The 19,141-nt window shown below is 45.6% G+C and carries 17 protein-coding genes; 7 read left to right on the forward strand and 10 right to left on the reverse strand.

Features of this window, described 5'->3' with window-relative positions; translation table 11 throughout:
* Nucleotides 1–9: 9 nt before the first annotated feature.
* The 3 genes from OV592_RS06185 to OV592_RS06195 all read right to left on the reverse strand — a co-directional run bounded on the left by OV592_RS06185 (nt 10) and on the right by OV592_RS06195 (nt 2,631).
* Nucleotides 10–822 carry a M14 family metallocarboxypeptidase gene (locus OV592_RS06185; protein ID WP_406610776.1) on the reverse strand — a complete coding sequence of 271 codons (813 nt, stop codon included), beginning with the start codon at nt 820–822 and terminating at the stop codon, nt 10–12.
* 125 nt (nt 823–947) lie between these two features.
* The gene (locus tag OV592_RS06190) at nt 948–1,640 is read right to left on the reverse strand and encodes a hypothetical protein (protein WP_406610777.1); all 693 of its coding nucleotides are present in this window, start codon (nt 1,638–1,640) and stop codon (nt 948–950) included.
* Nucleotides 1,641–1,728: 88 nt separating this feature from the next.
* Nucleotides 1,729–2,631, reverse strand: coding sequence for a LysR family transcriptional regulator (locus tag OV592_RS06195; protein WP_406610778.1), 903 nt, complete (start codon nt 2,629–2,631; stop codon nt 1,729–1,731).
* A 219-nt stretch (nt 2,632–2,850) separates the two neighbouring features.
* Between OV592_RS06195 and OV592_RS06200 the strand changes: the two genes are divergently transcribed.
* Genes OV592_RS06200 through OV592_RS06215 form a run of 4 tightly spaced genes read left to right on the forward strand, consistent with a single transcriptional unit; the run spans nt 2,851 to nt 8,641 of the window.
* Nucleotides 2,851–3,633, forward strand: a complete 783-nt coding sequence (locus OV592_RS06200; RefSeq protein ID WP_406610779.1) for a (Fe-S)-binding protein — start codon at nt 2,851–2,853, stop codon at nt 3,631–3,633.
* Complete coding sequence (locus OV592_RS06205; RefSeq protein WP_406610780.1) at nt 3,630–5,093, forward strand: LutB/LldF family L-lactate oxidation iron-sulfur protein; 1,464 nt, start codon at nt 3,630–3,632, stop codon at nt 5,091–5,093. Before OV592_RS06200 ends, OV592_RS06205 begins: the two co-directional genes overlap by 4 nt.
* Entirely contained in the window at nt 5,093–5,758 is a 666-nt protein-coding gene (locus OV592_RS06210) for a lactate utilization protein C (RefSeq protein WP_406610781.1), read from the forward strand. Before OV592_RS06205 ends, OV592_RS06210 begins: the two co-directional genes overlap by 1 nt.
* Before the next feature lie 54 nt (nt 5,759–5,812).
* On the forward strand, nt 5,813–8,641 hold the full coding sequence (locus OV592_RS06215; RefSeq protein ID WP_406610782.1) for an FAD-binding and (Fe-S)-binding domain-containing protein: 2,829 nt from the start codon (nt 5,813–5,815) through the stop codon (nt 8,639–8,641).
* 50 nt (nt 8,642–8,691) lie between these two features.
* Here OV592_RS06215 and OV592_RS06220 read toward each other — a convergent pair whose 3' ends face one another.
* The 7 genes from OV592_RS06220 to OV592_RS06250 form a co-directional block, all read right to left on the reverse strand.
* Nucleotides 8,692–9,012, reverse strand: a complete 321-nt coding sequence (locus OV592_RS06220; protein WP_406610783.1) for a hypothetical protein — start codon at nt 9,010–9,012, stop codon at nt 8,692–8,694.
* 121 nt (nt 9,013–9,133) lie between these two features.
* Nucleotides 9,134–9,895 carry a hypothetical protein gene (locus OV592_RS06225; RefSeq protein WP_406610784.1) on the reverse strand — a complete coding sequence of 254 codons (762 nt, stop codon included), beginning with the start codon at nt 9,893–9,895 and terminating at the stop codon, nt 9,134–9,136.
* A gap of 155 nt (nt 9,896–10,050) precedes the next feature.
* Nucleotides 10,051–11,862, reverse strand: coding sequence for an ABC transporter transmembrane domain-containing protein (locus OV592_RS06230; protein WP_406610785.1), 1,812 nt, complete (start codon nt 11,860–11,862; stop codon nt 10,051–10,053).
* A gap of 195 nt (nt 11,863–12,057) precedes the next feature.
* Nucleotides 12,058–12,585 carry a hypothetical protein gene (locus OV592_RS06235; protein ID WP_406610786.1) on the reverse strand — a complete coding sequence of 176 codons (528 nt, stop codon included), beginning with the start codon at nt 12,583–12,585 and terminating at the stop codon, nt 12,058–12,060.
* A 201-nt stretch (nt 12,586–12,786) separates the two neighbouring features.
* On the reverse strand, nt 12,787–13,344 hold the full coding sequence (locus OV592_RS06240; RefSeq protein WP_406610787.1) for a VC2662 family protein: 558 nt from the start codon (nt 13,342–13,344) through the stop codon (nt 12,787–12,789).
* 148 nt (nt 13,345–13,492) lie between these two features.
* Complete coding sequence (locus tag OV592_RS06245; RefSeq protein WP_406610788.1) at nt 13,493–14,734, reverse strand: cytochrome-c peroxidase; 1,242 nt, start codon at nt 14,732–14,734, stop codon at nt 13,493–13,495.
* Nucleotides 14,735–14,857: 123 nt separating this feature from the next.
* Nucleotides 14,858–15,802, reverse strand: a complete 945-nt coding sequence (locus OV592_RS06250; protein WP_406610789.1) for an AraC family transcriptional regulator — start codon at nt 15,800–15,802, stop codon at nt 14,858–14,860.
* Between the two features lie 134 nt (nt 15,803–15,936).
* Here OV592_RS06250 and OV592_RS06255 point away from each other — a divergent pair, with 134 nt between their 5' ends.
* The 3 genes from OV592_RS06255 to OV592_RS06265 all read left to right on the forward strand — a co-directional run bounded on the left by OV592_RS06255 (nt 15,937) and on the right by OV592_RS06265 (nt 19,001).
* On the forward strand, nt 15,937–16,758 hold the full coding sequence (locus tag OV592_RS06255; protein WP_406610790.1) for an NAD(P)H-binding protein: 822 nt from the start codon (nt 15,937–15,939) through the stop codon (nt 16,756–16,758).
* A 165-nt stretch (nt 16,759–16,923) separates the two neighbouring features.
* Nucleotides 16,924–17,505, forward strand: coding sequence for an SCO family protein (locus OV592_RS06260; RefSeq protein ID WP_406610791.1), 582 nt, complete (start codon nt 16,924–16,926; stop codon nt 17,503–17,505).
* On the forward strand, nt 17,502–19,001 hold the full coding sequence (locus tag OV592_RS06265) for a methyl-accepting chemotaxis protein (protein WP_406610792.1): 1,500 nt from the start codon (nt 17,502–17,504) through the stop codon (nt 18,999–19,001). Before OV592_RS06260 ends, OV592_RS06265 begins: the two co-directional genes overlap by 4 nt.
* Nucleotides 19,002–19,141 lie beyond the last annotated feature (140 nt).

Raw genomic sequence — 19,141 nt, forward strand, 5'->3', positions numbered from 1 at the left:
GCTTATTAGTTATTGGTTTGCACTAACAAATTGTTGCATCACAGCGCAGTTAGCATTAATGCGCTGGTCAAAGTCTTCTAGTGCAGGGGTTTCGCTGCACGCGCCGCGTTTAGCGCCAATGCGTACTAAGCAAGATTCAAAGGAACTGTCGTAATGGTTGTGAATCAAACCATTGTCCAGTGGGCAACCGTCAATGCTGTTGTCTTCAGCCACCTTAAAGTACTGCGCCAAACTATCTCGCAAACCTAGGCTAAAAGGCCCTGCGTCTTGCTCTGGCTCAAAAGAATACACATAGCAGTGGTGCTGTAATACATCTTCATGACAGGTCAGTATGCCGTCACTGCTTAATGCCTTTAGCAGCGCTTGTTGCTTAATAAGCAGCTTGCCTTCTTTAGAGCTTTCTTCAGTTTCAAGCGCAGTGCCATCGGCTACTCCAAAACCGCGATTGGGGTTTTCGCCATATTGATTAAAGCGATGTCCGGCTTTAAATCCAGTAGGGTTCACTAGCGGCAATAAGCTTAGGTTTACAGATAGAAATACATCATCGTTAAGCTGGCTAAGAAACTTTAGCATTCCCCATGGTCCAGCTGCTTCTTCTCCATGAAAGCCCGCGCTAATAAGAATATTAGGTAAATGTTGCTTGGGCGCCGCAGAGCTATATAAATCAACAGGGTAGCTTTCAATTTTACCAAGTGTTTGCTGTTGCATGCCTAAACGCTGCATTTGTTCATGAAGTAATGAATAGAATCTATCGATGTCATTGCTGGCACAGCCAAACTGCTGAGACTGCCAATGAAACTGTTGGAATGAAGAACGGCTCAAAACCTAAGCTCCTGCATGGTTAAGTGATTGCTTAAACGAACACTACCAGTACTTTTGCTTAGGCTCTAGTCTTGCGCGGTATTTACTTGTTTTTCTAAAAGGAATTAGCGCTTTAGCTTAAGTGTTTAATCGTCGTCATCGTCGGGGTGAAGGCTTACTACTTCGGCGAGTTCTTGTTGAAACAAATCGGCAATAGCGTGATGTTTTTCATTCAAGTAAAAGTAGCTGGTTATGGTAATGAAGGGCTCATTAAAGCAAGGTTTAATTAGCGCCTGCTCGGTTTCATCAAGTAAGAACTCTATGGAGCGTTTGGTTGCTGGGAAGTAATCTGCGCGGCCGCGGCGAAGCATCTCCACCATTATGTGTGGGGTAGCTACTTTCTCAAACCCCATTTCTGACAATTGATAAAAGATATCAAAGTAGGGTATTCCATTTAAACCTACCGGTTTAAAGTTACTTAGCTGGTTTGGGTCATTCACGCAGTTTTGGTCGTGCGGAACCCAAATCCATAATGATGAGCTCTCGATGGGCACATCTATTTTTATCATGTGGCTGGAATCACGAGTAGGAATTTCGTAGGGGAAAGCCTCGCCGTCTAACTCACCATTTTGCACTAAGCGGTGGGCGCGCGCTTCCGGCAGAGGGATAAGTTCCAGCTCAATATCTATTTGCGCGGCGGCTTCTACTAAATAATCTAAACCTGGCTCATCTTCGCCGGAGTCTAGGTCGTAGTCGAGCACGGCTACTTTCATCAATGCCGCTGCATTAATGAAAAAAGGCGTGAACAAAAAGCTTAGTATTAACAATCGAGTTGGCATTATTACTCAAGCGTTTTATTGGCTTAAGCAAAGTATAGAGGGCATTTTAGTAACGCTGCTCATAATTTAGTCATTTTGTGTTGAGAGCCTAAAAATACTCCGAAATGGCTAGGTAGTGCTGCCGAATATGTTCAATCAGCAATTTGATTTTTTTAGGTTGCTGGCGGGTAAAAGGATACATGGCGTAAATGCCTAACACCTTTGCGGCTTGCCCTGTTAGTACTTCGTGTAAGTCTTGTTTGGCTAAATCTTGGTACACCAAACAGCGTGGCACATAAATTAAACCATGCCCAGCTAACGCGGTTTTGCGTAATGCTCGTGCGTTGTTGGTGCTAAAGCCACTGTTAATGCGAATGGCTTGAGTGGTCTCATTCACTTTAAACAACCAATCTTCCGCGCCACCTTCCTGATAGCTATAACTTAGGCAGCGATGTTGTTTAAGCTCATCTGGGGCTTTAGGAGTGCCATGCTTTTTTAAGTAAGCTGGGCTGGCTACCACCACCCAATGCGAGTCGATAATATGCCTGGCAATTAACGATGAGTCAGGCAAGCTACCGGTGCGAATCACCAAATCAAATCCATCTTCTAGCAAGTCTACAAAGCGATTATCCATCGACATCTCAATGCTAATTTCTGGGTGTTGTTCGCTAAATGCTGCTAAGGCTTCGGCAAGCAGCAGTTCCCCCGAGATAGTTGGCACACTAATGCGGATCTTGCCGCTTAGGCTTTCGCCATATTCGCCTACTTCGGCAAAGGCTTCTTGTGCACTAAGCGCAATGTGTTTGGCTTGTCTATATAGTGCTTGGCCAGCCTCGGTGAGCGTGAGTTTACGGGTAGTGCGATAGAGCAGTTGTACCGCCAGTTGTTGTTCTAAACGAGCCACGCGCTTGCTCACTACCGAATTGGTTAACTCACGCTGTTCTGCAACCCGAGAGAACGAGCCTTGCTCAACCACGTCGGCAAATAAAATCAAATCATCTACATTTGGCATTTTTTGGAAATAATTAATTTCTTTGTTTCTATATATGGATAAATCACCAAGGTGTAAAGTAAATGTTAATTAAAAGTGTGGTTTTAGCTAAGGCTTGCTTGGTACTTCACGGTTTAGTTGCACTAAGGTCTGATTTCCGCCGGAGCAGGATTAACTAAAATCAAAGCTGAAATGCTAAACCTTGTTTTATAGCTGGTTGTTTATTAGTAAGGGAAAGGGATGAGTGAAACGGGATTAAGGATATACCCCAGCAAACCCAGTAAGGTGTATTTTTACGCAACTTGCTTGCTAGACCTGCTTGATCCCGATGGAGGCATTGCCGCCATAGAACTAATTGAACGAGAAGGGGTAGAGGTTATTTGGGTAGAAAAACAAAGCTGCTGTGGCCAACCTGCCTATACCTCTGGCTACCAAGAACAAGCAAAAACCGTTGCCTTAAGCCAAATGGGGCTATTTCCGGAAGATTATCCAATAGTCGTGATGTCGGGTTCTTGTGCCGGAATGATGTTTAAACACTATCCCCACTTATTTGCTAATGATGATATTTACGCCGACCAAGCGGAAGCATTTGCTGAACGGGTTTTTGAGTTTAGCGAATTTTTAGCCCATATTTGCCGGGCAAAATTACACGACCAAGGGCCCTTAACCTCGGTTGTGTTACACACCTCATGCAGCGGGCGAAGAGAGTTGGGGATCCATGCCAGCTCGCAAGCTTTGCTATCTCAGCTAGATAAAGTAGAACTTAAAAAAGCCGAATACGAAAGCGAATGTTGTGGTTTTGGCGGCAGCTTCTCACTGCGCCATAGCGAGATAAGTCAAGCCATGGTGGAAGACAAAGCCAAGCATTTGCAAGGCTCTGGTGCCAGTTATTTAGTGAGTGCCGATTGGGGCTGCTTAGCTAACATTAATGGACATTTGGCCTATCGAGGAGAAGCCAGTCGCTTTAACGGCCAGCACCTCGCGAGCTTTTTATGGCTACGTACCAAGGAAGCTAAAGCATGAGTGTACAGCATTACCAAGCGAGCCAGTTTAAACAACAAGCTAGCGATGCCTTAGCCAATCAAACCTTACGCAGCAACTTTCGCGGCGCCATGGATTATTTGCAACAAAAGCGCAAAGACGCGTTTAGCGACCCGCAAGAGCTCGCACAATTGCGTGAACACGCCGAGAACATTCGCCAACGCTGTTTAAGCAAGTTACCGCAGCTACTAGAGCAGTTAGAGAAAAACTGCCAAGCCAATGGCATACAAGTGCATTGGGCCGAGGATGCCAAACAAGCTCAACAGTTAATTGCCGAGTTAATTCAAAGCCATGGCGCTACTAAGGTCGTTAAAGGCAAATCCATGGTGACCGAGGAAATCGAGCTTAACCAACATCTAGAAGGCCTAGGCATTGAATGTGTAGAAAGCGATATGGGTGAATACATTGTGCAGCTGGCCAAAGAAACGCCCTCTCACATTATCATGCCGGCCATTCATAAAAATAAGCAGCAAGTAGCCGATTTATTTCAGCAACATATTAAAGACTTCGATTACACCTTATCGGTAGACAAGTTAATCCAAACCGGCCGCGAAGCCTTGCGCACCAAGTTTAAGCAAGCAGAAGTGGGCATATCTGGGGTGAACTTTGCGGTGGCAGAAACCGGCACCTTATGTTTGGTTGAAAATGAAGGTAATGGCCGTATGACCACTACCGTGCCACCAGTACATATTGCGGTTACTGGTATTGAGAAGGTGGTGGAGTTTTTAAGTGATGTGCCACCACTATTTAGCATTTTAACTCGCTCGGCGACTGGCCAGCATATTACCACTTACTTCAATATGATCTCTGGTCCGCGACGTGCGCCAGAGCGAGACGGGCCAAGCGAAGTACATTTGGTATTGCTCGATAATGGTCGCTCACAAGCCTACGCCGACGAAGCCTTGCGTAAAACCCTGCAATGTATTCGCTGTGGTGCCTGTATGAACCATTGTCCAGTTTATACCCGTGTTGGTGGCCATGCCTACGGCACCACTTACCCAGGCCCTATTGGGAAAATAATTTCGCCCCATTTACAGGGCTTAGGGCAAACCAGTGACTTGGTAACCGCCTCAAGCTTGTGTGGCGCCTGTGAAGAAGTGTGTCCGGTTAAGATCCCTATTCCTAGTTTATTGCAGCGTTTGCGTCATGATGCAAAGCTGCCTGCTGCCGAGCAGACTCCAAGTCTGAAAGGGCAAGCGAGCGCCGCTAGTTGGGCAGAGCACACCGCGTGGCGGATGTGGGCTTGGTTGAGTACTCATCCTAGTATCTACAATTGGGCTATGGCTGTTGGTGTAAAGCTTGCCAAGTATTTGCCTATACCAACGGGAGAGTGGACGCGTTGTCGTAATAAACCTGAGTTAGCCAGCCAAACCTTTCACCAAACAATGAAGCGCCGTGCTAGCAAGTCGGTAACTCGTTCAGCAACTGGAGGAGCACGCTAATGGCGGTGAGTAACTCAAATGCCAAGCAAAACATTATGCAGCGCTTGGCTGCAGTTTCGGCCTTAGCACCGACAAACCAAACCAGTGCTAATGCCTGGCAGGCTTCTTCACCAGAGCAGGCTTTAGCCCGTTTTGAACAAAGCTTAATGGCCGCCCATGCTGATGTAATTATTCTAGAAAATTCCAAGCAATTATCAGTTTGTTTGCCGGAGTTACAGCAACAGCACCAATGGCAAACTGCGCTATGTGGGGAAGACGGCGAATGGAGCAAAGCTTTTAGTTTAGCGCTTGCAGAACACTTACAACTAAACCACTTTTTGCAGCCTTTTGAGCAGCTTAAAACTGCCTTGTTTGATAGTACCGATGTCACTTTGACTGGCTGTGCCGCCGGTATTGCCGATACCGGCACTTTAGTGCTTAAACCCAGTGCCGATGAGCCCCGTAGTTTATCGCTGATTGCGCCGTGTCATGTGGCCGTGATTAAAGCCAGCCAAATTGTCGATAATCTTAGCCAATTAATCAGCGAGCAACATTGGCATAAAGGATTGCCAACTAACGTAGTGCTGATATCGGGGCCGTCTAAAACCGCCGATATTCAGCAAACCTTAGCTTATGGTGCACACGGCCCCAGCCAGCTAATTGTGATTGTGATAAGTGGCGAGTAGCCGAGATTAAACCAATTTTTAACACCAAGCAGAAGCAGTGGAGCAGCCAAAAATATGCCTCAAACACATAACGAGTTAGACGGACCTTACCAACAATTGTTTGAGCACTTGTCACTTACGCTTGCTCCCGAGCAGCTAATGACCAGTGAAGCGCAAACTTTAGCTTATGGAACCGACGCTAGTTTTTACCGCCTAATTCCGCAGCTGGTGGTTAAAGTTAACACCTTAGAGCAACTGCAACTAGTAATGGCCAGCTGTGCTAATTTGCAGCTGCCTTATACTTTTCGTGCTGCAGGCACCAGTTTGTCGGGGCAAGCGATCAGTGATTCAGTGCTTATTCTTCTTAGTGATGATTGGCGCTCTCATCAAATATTAGATAACGGCAACAAAATTAGCCTGCAACCAGGGGTGATAGGCGCCGATGCCAACCGTTATTTAGCGCCTTTTCAGCGAAAAATTGGCCCTGATCCGGCCTCGATTAACGCCTGTAAAATTGGCGGCATTGCGGCCAATAATGCCTCGGGCATGTGTTGCGGCACCGCTCAAAACTCTTATCACACTATGGCATCAATTACTTTGGTACTTACCGACGGAACGGTGCTTAATACCGGTGACCCACAAAGTGTAGCGGCCTTTAAGCAAAGCCATGCTAGCTTGTTAGAACAGCTGAGCGAGTTGGCTCAAACCACCCAACAAAATACCGCTTTAGCCGACAAAATTTGCCATAAATATCGACTAAAAAACACCACGGGTTATAGCTTAAACGCGCTGGTGGACTTTACCGACCCCTTCGATATTTTGCAGCACTTGATGATTGGCTCAGAGGGTACCTTGGCCTTTATCGCCGAGCTTACCTACAACACAGTAGTGGAGCATCCACATAAAGCCTCAACGTTGTTGGTGTTTGAAAATAGTGATGTGGCCTGTAAAGCAGTAGAAGTACTCGCCAAGCAAGCGGTTGCTGCAGTGGAGTTAATGGATGGCCGCGCGCTAGCATCAGTGGCTAACCAAGCGGGTATGCCCAAGTTTATCGCCGACCTAGATAATCAAGCCTGTGCTTTACTAGTGGAAACGCGTGGTAGCCAAGCCGATGAATTAAGCCAATTATGCCAACAAGTGATGGACAGTTTGCTTGATTTCCCCCGCATCGGTGAGGTTGCGTTTACCACTAAATCTTCAGAAACGGCTGCCTTGTGGGCCATTCGTAAAGGCATGTTTCCTGCTGTGGGCGCCGTGCGAGAAACCGGCACAACGGTAATTATCGAAGATGTGGCTTTTCCTGTAGAGCGCCTAGCCAATGGCGTGAACGAGCTGCAAGCATTGTTCACCAAACACGGTTATCACGAAGCGATTATTTTTGGCCACGCGCTAGCTGGTAACCTGCATTTTGTATTCACACAAGGCTTCGAAGACCCGGATGAAGTTGCGCGGTATGGCCGCTTTATGGATGAAGTCAGCCAGCTGGTGGCGGTTAAATATCAAGGCTCGCTAAAAGCCGAGCATGGCACTGGCCGCAACATGGCGCCCTTTGTTGAGCTAGAGTGGGGCGCCGAGGGCATTGCGCTCATGCAACAAATTAAGCAATTGTTTGACCCACAAGGTTTGCTTAACCCCGGTGTTATTCTTAATGATGATAGCCAAGCCCACTTAGCAAACTTAAAACCGATGCCAGCCGCCGATGACTTAGTGGATAAATGTATTGAATGCGGCTTTTGTGAACCGGTTTGTCCCTCGCGCAGCCTAAGTTTAAGCCCGCGGCAACGCATCGTTTTATACCGAGAATTAAGCGAATTACGCCGAACTGGCGATAAGCCGTTGCGTTTGGCTGAGCTAGAAAAAGACTTTAAGTACCAAGGCGTCGATACCTGTGCTGCAGTAGGTTTGTGTGCTGACCGTTGTCCTGTTGGCATTAACACCGGCGATTTAGTGCGTAAACTGCGCGAAAAACACTATGCCAAACATCAAAATATCGCTCGCTGGACAGCGGAGCATTTTTCTAGTGTAGCTACAATGACACGCTTGGGTTTAGGCACGGCAGAGCTTGGCCATAAAATACTGGGCGACAAAGCCCTAGGTGCCATTAGCAAAGGCATTACTAAGGTATCGGCGGGTAAAGTGCCTACTTGGAACCCTAGTTTTCCGCGTCGGGCCAAGTATCAACCACCTCAAGCACGCTTTCATAAACAAAAGGTGGTGTATATTCCGTCTTGTGCCTCGCGCACTATGGCACCGCCCACCGATGCTATCGACCCACGCCCCTTACTGGAAGTGACTTGCAGTGTGCTAGAAAAAGCTGGCTACGAAGTGCTTATTCCCAGTAATGGTGACGAGCTATGTTGCGGCATGCCTTATCACAGTAAAGGCATGTTTGATCTTGCTAGCAGTAAATCACAGCAATTAGAAGACGCGATATGGCAGTTAAGTGAACATGGCCGTTGGCCAGTACTTATGGACACTAGCCCTTGTGCTAAACGCAGTAAAGAACAGTTTGAGCGTGATCTGGATATTCACGAACCGATCGGTTTTATTCACCAACACGCGCTAGACAAGTTAGAAATTGCCCAACTTGATGAACCGGTTATGCTGCACCTAACTTGTAGTTCACGGCGAATGGACATGCACGACCCCTTGTTAAGCATTGCTAAGCGCTGTGCTAAGCAAGCGATATTGCCTGAGCATATCTATTGCTGCGGCTGGGCAGGCGACAAAGGCTTTACCACTCCCGAGTTAAATCAAGCCGCGCTAGCCCCACTAAAAGCGCAAGTACCAGAAGGTTGCAGCCGCGGCTACAGCAACAGCCGAACCTGCGAAATAGGCTTATCACAACACAGCGGTGTGGTGTATCAATCGATATTGTATTTGGTAGATGAAGTGAGTTTGTAGAGAGACGAGTGTTAGTAAGCGAATAAGTTGAGGCTTATTCGCTTTTACTTTTATTGGCTTAAACACTCTAAAGTAAGCTCTCCTTTAGCGTTTCTTAGATTTAAATGAATCGAAAAATCATCATCTGTTTTGTTTCTTGGCGCACTTTTAACAGTGGTGATTAAGCCTTGGTGATTTATTTCTGCAAGGAACTGGCTTACAAATGGCTTGTTTAAGCTGGTTTCTAATATCCCTGCAGTTTTAATCTCGATGCTTAGCGCTTTGTTACGCAGAATTGACTGAGAGTCACCCGCAGCTTTGGCTAATAAGCTTATGGTTGGTATAGGTATAACCGCGGGTTCTCCATCAATAAAAGCTTCATTGATTAACATGCAACCAATATGTACCTCGCTAGAGTTAGCCGCTATAACAGTATTTATATTGAAAGAAGCCAACGCAGCGAACAACAAAGCTAAGCTTCTTTTTAGTGCTCTTGTATTTTTCATGAGTGTATTAATAAAAAATTCCCTTACCAACCGGTTGATTATTTAGAATTTGCCAACGTAATATTTTCTCGAGCTTCCACATCGACCTATTCACTTCACCCAGAGTTTTGTCTTCAATTTCTTGTAACAAAGCCGCTAGCTTTTGAGTAACTCCATATTTGCTATCTAACTTATCAAGTCCCCAGCCAACAAGTAAACCTACAAAAATGGCAATTGCTAACGGAGCAGCAGCTAAAGTCGTTACAGTGCCAACAGCAGTAGCCCCGATTGCACCCACAATTGCCGAAATACCAACTTTGACTAATGAAACCGCTAAGTCTGCAACTAATTCACTTAATAGAAATTGGTCTTTTAGTAGGTGTTCTAAAATAATAATAGGTACGGTCAAAATGAATGTTAGTCTTGCCCCGGCTCTAGCAGAGGATTTAATAGCTGCTTTACCGACAGCCATGTCAACCACTTTTGTGTTTGTTGATAAATATCTAGCAGCGGTAAAGATATGCCGTTGACCAGGTCTGCCTTTAAAAATAATGTAGGTTTTTCCGTTCACTATTTTTTCATAAACTTTACCTGAGAAGCCAAGATCTCTAATTAGCTTTGTAAGCGTAACTATATCATTACCTGTAGCGGTTAGCCCTGCAGCTGTGCGAGTCCCTGATACCATCTGATTCTTGATTGCTTGTTCATAAAATTCTTTAACTTGATTACTTTCTAAGACGTAAACAAGTTGATGATTATTGGTAACATCTTGGGTGAATTTTTTATCCATAAAATACGCTTATTCATTCCTGCAATCTGTCAAAAAACAAACATGCCTTTATTTGATGTTATTGTCAATTAAGTCTTGGTGCTTACTGATTGATCAGGCTAGTTACAGAAATAGCCTTGTTAAAGTTAAGTTCTGGAAGTTGCCTTCTCAGGCTTCTACCGATGATGCTTAAACTGCAACTCTACTAAGCGTTGATATAGCGGGCAGCTTTGCAGCAAAGATAGGTGATCGCCAACATCAATTAGGCGGCCTTGGTCCATTACTGCGATTTTGTCGGCGTGCTGAATGGTTGAGAGGCGATGAGCAATAATTAAGGTAGTTCGCTTATTCATTAACTCTTGCAGGGCTTGTTGAACGTGGTGTTCGCTTTCGCTGTCCAGGGCGCTGGTGGCTTCGTCCAGTAACAATATCCTCGGGTTCTTTAATATGGCTCTGGCGATAGCAATGCGCTGGCGTTGTCCGCCAGATAATCGCACGCCTCGCTCGCCCAAAAAGCTGTTATAGCCTTGTGGTAATTGGCTAATAAATTCATGGGCGTGGGCTTTTTTTGCTGCCTCTATTACTTGTTCGTTGCTGGCTTCGGGATTGCCATACCTAATGTTGTGGAATACATCGCTGCTAAACAGGGCAGGGTGTTGTGGCACTAGAGCCATGTGTTGGCGCAGCGCTGCAGGTTCTAGTTGGCGAATGTTTACGCCACCTAAACTTACCTCGCCTATTTGCGGGTCGTAAAAGCGTTGCAGCAATTCGAACAGAGTGGTTTTACCAGCTCCCGATGGCCCAACTAGTGCCAGTACTTTGCCTTTATCTGCCTTTAATGTGAGTTGCTCTGTTGCTGCAATATCGGGCTTAGAAGGGTAGTGAAATGTGACATCTTTAAAGGCCACTTCGGCGCTTAACTCGTTTGCTGAGGCAAGGTCTTGGCTAGGTGCGGTAATGTGGCTTTTTACTTGCAGAATTTCGATTAAGCGTTCGGTGGCACCCGCGGCGCGTTGTAATTCGCCTAATACTTCTGAAATGGTCGCTAAGGAAGAGGCAACCATAATAGCATAAAACACAAAGGCGGCTAAATCGCCGGCCGACATCACGCCGTTTATTACATCGCTTCCGCCTACCCACAACATGCCGGCAATGGCACTAAATACAATCACGATGACGCCAGAGATTAAGATGGCACGTTGTTTAACTCGCTGTCTGCCTACTTCAAAGGCCTTTTCTACTTCTGTTGAAAACAGCGCGCTTTCTTGGGCTTCGTTACTGTAACTCTGTACCGTTTTTATTTGCTCAATGGCTTCGCCTGCGTAGCTGCCTACATCGGCCATTGAGTCTTGGCTTTGGCGTGAGAGCGCTCTAACACGTCGGCCGTAAATCAGGATAGGAACCAGGATAAAGGGCACCGAGGCTAATACAATAAGGGTGAGCTTTATATTGGTGGCAAACAGCATGATTATTGCGCCCACACACATTAAGGCACTGCGCATAGCCATAGAAAATGACGAGCCAATAATGCTTTGCAGTAAGGTGGTGTCGGTGGTGATACGCGACATAATGTCGCCGCTGCCGTTGGTTTCAAAGTAACTTGGATGCAGCGTAATTACGTGGTTAAACACGACTAGCCTTATGTCGGCACTTACTCGCTCTCCCACCGAAGACACTAAGTAAAAACGAAAAAAGGTGCCAATAGAAATGAGCAGGGTGACCATAAGAATAAATTGAATGGCATTAGCCAGCTCTTGTTGCGACTGCTGGGCGAAACCTTCATCAATTAAAATGCGCACCCCGTAGCCCACCGAGAGGGTGAGTGACGCAGTAAAAATCAGTGCTAGCAATGCAGCCGCTACTTTCGCTTTATAGGGGCGAATAAAAGCAATTAACTCAAATAAAATGCGTAGGTTTTTAGCTTTTTTTCGTGGCTGCGCTGAGCTTGGATTGGCGTTGTGCGCATGGTTGTTTGTTTGCGTTTGCATTGCTGAGCCTTTGTTGTAGCCAGCGTTTCGCTAACTATTTTGTACTGCGTAATTAAGCCCAATATAAGCTTGATAGTGCTGCTCATATAACGATGACTTCAAGTGCTTAGAATAGCAAAGCTTAGTCTTTGAAGTGTGTAGCAATTGTCACTTTGTAAGCCTTGTTAAGCAGGTTTATTAGGGGCGCTTGGCTCTTTACTTTGTGGCGTCTTTAATTGTTTTGTAAACCTTTAGTTGGCAGGCATCACAGCGGGTTTCTAAACCAATGTACAAAGGGCTTTGGCAAAAGTGGCAATGGGCATCTTTAAGCGGTGCTAGCTTGGCTCGCCGTTGTTTGTGGCTAGGGCGCTTTTTGTGTTTAAGCAACCAAACAAAGCATAAGATGTTGATGGTAAAGCTTAAGCCACGCAGCCACCAAATATAGTCACTATATTGCGGTGCTTCTAGGTCAAATAGTAAGCCGGTTACGATCAGCGAAAATAACAAAATCACCACTTTTGAGACTAAACCATTGGTGTAGCGGCTATCGGTTTGATTATTACATTCGCTACAAAGCCAATGCTGCCTTTTGTTTAACGGTAAAATGGGGATCCAAAACAAACCTAACCAAGCACGATAACGCCACAGCTCGGCAATCACCGGTTTCTCACAGTAATTACAGTAATCTCGGCTGTAGCCAATCCGTTTGGCGTTCCGTTTCTTAATCCCTAAGTGTAAGTACATGCTAGCCGTTATCCGAGCCTAAGGCGCTTAGTGCTTAGGCAAGTGGGGTTTATTTCTAATTTACATAAGCGTGTATGTTACTGATTGAAATACAAGTAATACAGAATATTATTGGATTATGTGATGCGAGGTTTGCGGAAATAGAAAGGCCAGTAAATAGGCTGGCCTTGGATTAACCTTGGCTATTAAGCTTCACGGGGTTTATTTAGCGAAGTTAACTATTGGAAAACACTTAAAGAAGCCGTTGTCGGCACAATTAAGTAGACCAATTTGTACGCCGTCAATTTCTTTGGTCATGTTGAAAATACCTAACTGGAAGTTAGATTTTTCTGAAATGCTAGCTACGCCAATATCGGCATTGGTGTAACCCTCAGATACGTTTACCGCACTCCAGTTTAAGCCGTTTACGTCATTGGTAATGTTTACTGCTGCTAGGTTTACCCCAGTAGTTGAACCAGTGTTCCAGTTAAACAAGCCTAAAGAGGCTCCTTTCATTTCTTCGGTTACCTTTGCGCCACCAAAGAATAAACCAAAGTTAACACCAGTAGTGCGTTTGGTTTCAGACATGCCTAATACCGAAAAATCTACACCTTTTACTTCATCTACTTGGCCATGAAGTACCGATAAACGTACGCCACCAACAGCGTCTGAATCTGGCGCATTGTAGCCGTTTAAGCTAGAGAACATCACTGGCGAGCTAGCCAACGCAGGCGCAGACATTAAGGCGCTTAAGGTTAAAGCAGAAATAATCTTTTTCAAGGTAGAGCTCCAAGTACTCTGGCTGACAGGCTTATAGTTTGCCAGCTGAGTGAAGGGTTAATTTGGGCGCGCAGTATACATTAGCTTTCGCTAAAGGGAATACCAATATGCGTATATCAACAATGCGCACCATGTAAACATTTAGTGCCTAATTAAAAGGGTCACTGTATTTTTCATCGGCCAACATCTCATGGTCGGTAAGGGTGTTTAAGAAGGCGATGAGAGCTTGCTTCTCCTCTTCATTAAAGTTGAATTGGAAGGCTTGGCCATTTGAGTCTAACAGTGGTGCTCTTAGGTTTGGGTGTAGTTGAATACCGTTGCTGTAATGATCTATCACTTGCTCTAAGTTGGCAAAACGGCCGTCGTGCATATAGGGCGGACGAATAGCGATGTTTCGCAGTGAAGGCGCTTTAAATTTTCCGCTGTCGTTGCTATTGTCGGTTGTTTCTGCAATGCCTAGATCATCAGTGGATATCGCATCTAGTCCATTTACCGTGGCGGTAGTTCTAAGTACTGGGCCATTGGGTATTGGGCCTACAAATGCTTCGCTAACATGGCAACCCGCGCAATTGGCACTATCGCCATTTTCATTTTCTCTTGGTAACAAGAAGAGATCTTTACCCAGGTTTTCTTGGGCGCTAAAACCCGGGAAATCAACACGTGGTGATAGCACCTCACTTCTGGCTACATCGTATTTGGCAGTAGTACTTACCATACTTCTTACAAATTGGGCTAAGGCTTTAGCAATGCGGTCACTGGAAATGCTCTCATCACCAAAGGCATCGTTAAACAGTGCAGGGTAGTAAGTTTGGTTGGAGACTATTTCTTCTAGTTCTGCGAGGATCAGCCCCATTTCTATCGGATCTTGAAATGGCATAAGCACTTGTTCTTCTAAAGTTGCTGCTCGCTCGTCCCAAAAGAACGTGCCACTAAAGTAAAAACGCGCGTTAACAATACTCATTGAATGACGGCGGGTTAGTTCGCCATCAAAACCAATGCTTTGCACTCGCGGGTCTGAGAAGCCATGTTCCGCTAAGTGACAAGATGCGCAGGCTGTGGTGCCGTTGGCACTTAGCTTTTTATCGTAGAACAGTACTCGGCCTAAGGTGGCGCCAGCATCGGTAACGGGGTTGTCTACTGGTGTATTGTCAAACTCGATGGCGGCATGTTGAAACTGAGATTGCGCCGGAAAGTTGTTTTCAGTGTAGTGAGTGGGCAGGGCAATATTGGCGTAATTAAAATGCGCTTCGGGTAAGTTTAGCGCTGATTCTGGCTCGGTGATAGGAGGGACAACTTCTGTATTGTCACCACTTGAGCTTGTTTCACCTCCGCCACCACAAGCACTGAGCAAAAGCACCAAACCAAGTTGAGTTGTAAACTGTTTTATCATCACTGACGTGTACCTTAAAAATTCCTTTTTTTAAACTAACAGCTGCAGTGTAAAGATGTGTAAACCTGCCTAATCTCTGGCGATAGTGTGACGTAATACTAGAGTCAACAAACCCTAACTTAGTTAAAGCACTTTACCGGGAGAGACACCAATTACCCGCTTAAACGCCCGAGAAAATGCCGCTTCAGAGTTATAGCCGAGCTCTTCGGCCAGTTCAATTAAAGGAACATGCTGTTGCTGTAAACGCTGATGAGCGAGGTTCATTCGCCATTGAGTGAGGTAGTTTTTAACGCTGTTGCCAATGAGTTGGCTAAAGCGGGCAGAAAACCCCGAGCGCGACATCCCACATTCTTGAGCTAGGCTTGTCACTGTCCAGCTTTTTTCTGGCTGGTGGTGAATCGCCCGTAAGGCGATGCCTATTTGTTTATCGCGTAATGCTCCCAACCAACCTTCACTGGCCTGTGGCGCTTGTTCAAGCCAATGGCGAATGAGTTGTATCACCAGAATATCGGCCAAGTGGGTAATGATGGTTTCCCCGCCAGGCTTAAGTTGCTGCGCTTCAGCGGTAATAAGGTCAAGGGTACTGGTAAGCCATTGCGGGTGTTCTAACTCACTTTGGTGCAGGCTTAATACTGGTGGCAATTGCTGAATGAGTTGTTGCGCCGCCAGCTGGTCGAAGCCGAGCACACCACAGGTTACCTCTGTTAACTCGCCGCTTTGGTTAATTTCTAAGGTTTCGTATCTCTCACTTAGGCGTTTTACTCCAGACTCAAACAGTGGTGTGGGGCTTAGTTGAGGATTGCTCGTTAGGGTATGACCAAGAGTATGCGGTATTAATACCAAACTGCCTTGTTTTAGTTGTTGCGGAGCTTGATTGTTAATACACAACCAGCACTGGCCTTTAGTCACTATGTGAAACATCAACTTGCCTGGCAAAAGCGGCATAGAGATAGACCAGTCCCCGCGCAACACCGAGCGACAATATAAACCGCCATCTACCCGCAGTTGATGCAGCGTTTCTCCCAAAGGGTCGTTAGCAGTAGGAAAAAATACCGGATTGATGGACATAGCCCTTAATCTCGCTAATTTGGACGAATAGTTAAAAATTGTAGCTTTAAGGGCATTAAACATCCAGTTGCTTTATCAAATACTAAATAGGTGATTAACACACTAGGTCTTCAACAAGTATTTAGGAGCACAAGATGACAGCAACCACCTTAATTATTGGCGCAAAAGGTAAAACCGGACACCGCGTAGAATCACTACTGCAAGCTAAAGGCATAAGTACTCGCGGTGTTTCCCGCTCAAGCTCTCCAGCTTTTGATTGGCTCAAACCAGATACTTGGCTAGAGGCAATGCAGGGGTGTGAGTCTGCTTACGTAACTTACCAACCCGATCTGGCGGTTCCCGCCGCCAAACAACATATTGCGGAGTTTATCGTACAGGCTAAAAAAGCCGGCATAAAACACCTAGTGTTGCTATCGGGCAGAGGTGAGCAAGGCGCCGAGCAGGCAGAGCAGCAACTCATTAATAGCGGTTTAAAGTGGAATGTAGTGCGAGCCAGTTGGTTTTCGCAAAACTTTAGCGAGGGCTTTCTAATAGAGTCTGTTTTAGCAGGGCAAGTAGCTTTACCCGCCGCAGACGTGCTCGAACCTTTTGTTGATGTAGACGACATTGCCGAAGTGGCAGTAGCTTGTTTAACTAAACCTGCTTTAGCAAATACTTTGTTTGAAGTAACTGGCCCCGAATTATTAACCCTGCGCGACTGCGTGACGCAAGTTGCTCAAGCGCAAAATAAGCCCATTGAGTTTATCGAAATTAGCGTAAGCCAGTTTGTTGAAGCGCTAAAAAACCAAGGCATGCCAGCAGAGATGCTATGGCTAATGAAGGAGTTATTCGGGTCGGTAATGGATGGTCGAAATAGCCATTTATGCAAGGGGGTAGAGCAAGCTTTGGGGCGCAAACCTAAATCATTCTCTAGCTATGCAGCAGAAGCTCATGCAGCAGGTGCTTGGCAGCTATAGTTTAAATCAACGTCTCCATTAACAAGCGAGTGCTGGGCATTCGCTTTTTCTTTTCTCTATGGTCTTTATTCGCATGACTATTGCCTTGCTAAAAAATGAGAGACAGTTCAAAAACTTGCTTACTGATAACTGGGTCACTAGTCTGGCTGCAACTAAGCTGAAATGATGAACAAGTATCTCGTTAAATTTAGGGCACTTTTACTGTTTGTTTGCCCAGCTATGTTTGCTTTTGCGTTGCCATTTGTAAAACCAGTTTCCCAAACTGGCGATTTTTATGGGCAACTTAGCCAAGCTCAGGCTTACAATATTTTGCTAAATCAGCAAGGTGAGCTGAATGATTACCAAGGCAAATATACCTATTTGTTTTTGGGCTTCCAGGGGTGTAGTCAGGCGTGCCCTCGCCAGTTACTCAATCTAGCAGCCTTAGCCGATGATGCGGCATTACAGGGCGCCCAGTTTTTGTATATTGATTTGGTGATGTCTGCCCCTCAACAGGCCTTTAGCTCTGCGATGTTAAACAAGGTGGAGTTTCGTCAGGTTGCTGATTTTCAGCAATCTATCGAGGTCTCACAACGCTTTCCAGGTTACGTCTCAACCAGTTTCGACCAGCAAGTTGTTGATCACTCAGCATACTTGTACCTGCTTAATCCTTTAGGTGAAGTGAGCTTGGTGTATACCCAGCAAAACCTTGATATTAGCCAAGTAGTTACCGATTTTAAGTTATTGCAACAAGGTGATTTATTATGATTTCTAACTCCGCACAGCTAGCCGACAAGCAGGTGCTGTATATTCTGTTGGCTCATTTACCGGTAGTAGGGCTGCTGGTACCTATTGGTTACGCAAGCCATTCTTTTGCGATAACCATGTCGGTGCTCATCTCTATTGTTGCCTTGCTTAACTACACCTATATGCGCGGAACTCGCTTGTCTTCTTGCATAAATGCCATGTTGCTGATGGTGTACTCCATGGTAATGATTCAGGCCCAATTGGGTCGATTAGAAATGCATTTTCATATCTTTGCCGCCTTGGCGTTTGTATTGATCTACAAAGATTGGTTACCGGTGGTGGCTGCAGCGGGATTAATTGCAGTGCATCACTTGGTGTTTACTGCTTTACAGCTAAATGATGCGAGCTTAGGCGGTATACCAGTGATTTTATATAGCACCGGTTGTTCATGGGGAACGGCTTTTGTTCACGCAGCTTTTGTGGTGGTAGAAAGCGGGGTACTGATTTTTTACGCGATCAACATGGCTAAGGATGCGAAGGTATCGAATTCGGTTATTTTGGCCGTCGATAAGTTGGCCGAAAATAAAGACCTTACCGCTACTGTTACCAGCAATACTGAGCACCCCACGGTGATTGCATTCAATACTTTAATAACCGAATTCAATGAGCTGTTTAGCGACTTAAAACAATCTATTGTGGATATAAATGATTTAGTGAGTGGGCTAAACCAGCAAAGTAGCGAAACCAAAGAAATTGTTATGCAGCAAATGCAGCAAAGTGATTCTGTCGCTAGCGCCTCTGTGCAGTTATCTCATTCGGCGCGTAACGTGTCTGATAATGCCAGCAATGCGGCAAATGCGGCGGAATCTGTAGAGACGCAAATTCAGTCTGGCTCAAAAGATGTAGATGAATCGGTAGCTGCTACGCAAACATTAAATAGCTTGCTTAGTGATTCAGAAGTTTATACCAGCCAACTTAATGAAAATGTGCAGGGAATTAATGCGGTTATTGAAGTGATTAAAGCGATATCGGAACAAACTAATTTGCTGGCCTTAAATGCAGCCATTGAAGCCGCCCGTGCAGGCGAGTTAGGGCGCGGTTTTGCGGTAGTGGCTGATGAAGTGCGGGCATTGGCAGCCAGAACCCAGCAATCGACTGGCGAGGTTAATCAAATCATCGATACCTTGCAAACCAACGCTTCGCAGGTGGTGGATTCAATGCAAAAAGGGCTGGTGTATTCCGATGAGTCTAAAGCCAAAATTGAGTCTGGTGGTAGTACCCTTTCTCAGATTAATCAGAGCGTAAGTGATATGCGCGATGTGAATACCCAAATAGCTAATAGCACCACCGAGCAAACCGATGCTTGTAATCAGATAGAACAAAGTATTAATGAGATAAGAGACAAAAACACCGTGTTAATTGAGCAAAGCCAGTTGCTTGCCGATACCGCAGAAAAAGTCGCTAATACCATGCTTTCGCTGGAGCAGCGAGTTGCCTTGTATCAAACTCAGAAGTGATTTTATGGCAGGGGGCAAAGCTTAGTCCTTTGCCTTGTTTGCCTTGGTTGGGGCTGCGATTGGATACCAACAGGCTGGTAAAACAATTTACTCAAGTGCAACCATCTACACTGCTTTTTAATCATTAATCGTAGGCGACG

The sequence above is a fragment of the Agarivorans sp. JK6 genome, from assembly GCF_045277145.1.
Lineage (GTDB): Bacteria > Pseudomonadota > Gammaproteobacteria > Enterobacterales > Celerinatantimonadaceae > Agarivorans > Agarivorans albus.

Bases quoted from the DNA above. Each gene is read 5' to 3' on its own strand.
- OV592_RS06190 (WP_406610777.1), bottom strand. From the start codon at position 1,640: ATGCCAACTCGATTGTTAATACTAAGCTTTTTGTTCACGCCTTTTTTC.
- OV592_RS06195 (WP_406610778.1), bottom strand. From the start codon at position 2,631: ATGCCAAATGTAGATGATTTGATTTTATTTGCCGACGTGGTTGAGCAA.
- OV592_RS06200 (WP_406610779.1), top strand. From the start codon at position 2,851: ATGAGTGAAACGGGATTAAGGATATACCCCAGCAAACCCAGTAAGGTG.
- OV592_RS06205 (WP_406610780.1), top strand. From the start codon at position 3,630: ATGAGTGTACAGCATTACCAAGCGAGCCAGTTTAAACAACAAGCTAGC.
- OV592_RS06210 (WP_406610781.1), top strand. From the start codon at position 5,093: ATGGCGGTGAGTAACTCAAATGCCAAGCAAAACATTATGCAGCGCTTG.
- OV592_RS06215 (WP_406610782.1), top strand. From the start codon at position 5,813: ATGCCTCAAACACATAACGAGTTAGACGGACCTTACCAACAATTGTTT.
- OV592_RS06220 (WP_406610783.1), bottom strand. From the start codon at position 9,012: ATGTTAATCAATGAAGCTTTTATTGATGGAGAACCCGCGGTTATACCT.
- OV592_RS06225 (WP_406610784.1), bottom strand. From the start codon at position 9,895: ATGGATAAAAAATTCACCCAAGATGTTACCAATAATCATCAACTTGTT.
- OV592_RS06230 (WP_406610785.1), bottom strand. From the start codon at position 11,862: ATGCAAACGCAAACAAACAACCATGCGCACAACGCCAATCCAAGCTCA.
- OV592_RS06235 (WP_406610786.1), bottom strand. From the start codon at position 12,585: ATGTACTTACACTTAGGGATTAAGAAACGGAACGCCAAACGGATTGGC.
- OV592_RS06245 (WP_406610788.1), bottom strand. From the start codon at position 14,734: ATGATAAAACAGTTTACAACTCAACTTGGTTTGGTGCTTTTGCTCAGT.
- OV592_RS06250 (WP_406610789.1), bottom strand. From the start codon at position 15,802: ATGTCCATCAATCCGGTATTTTTTCCTACTGCTAACGACCCTTTGGGA.
- OV592_RS06255 (WP_406610790.1), top strand. From the start codon at position 15,937: ATGACAGCAACCACCTTAATTATTGGCGCAAAAGGTAAAACCGGACAC.
- OV592_RS06260 (WP_406610791.1), top strand. From the start codon at position 16,924: ATGAACAAGTATCTCGTTAAATTTAGGGCACTTTTACTGTTTGTTTGC.
- OV592_RS06265 (WP_406610792.1), top strand. From the start codon at position 17,502: ATGATTTCTAACTCCGCACAGCTAGCCGACAAGCAGGTGCTGTATATT.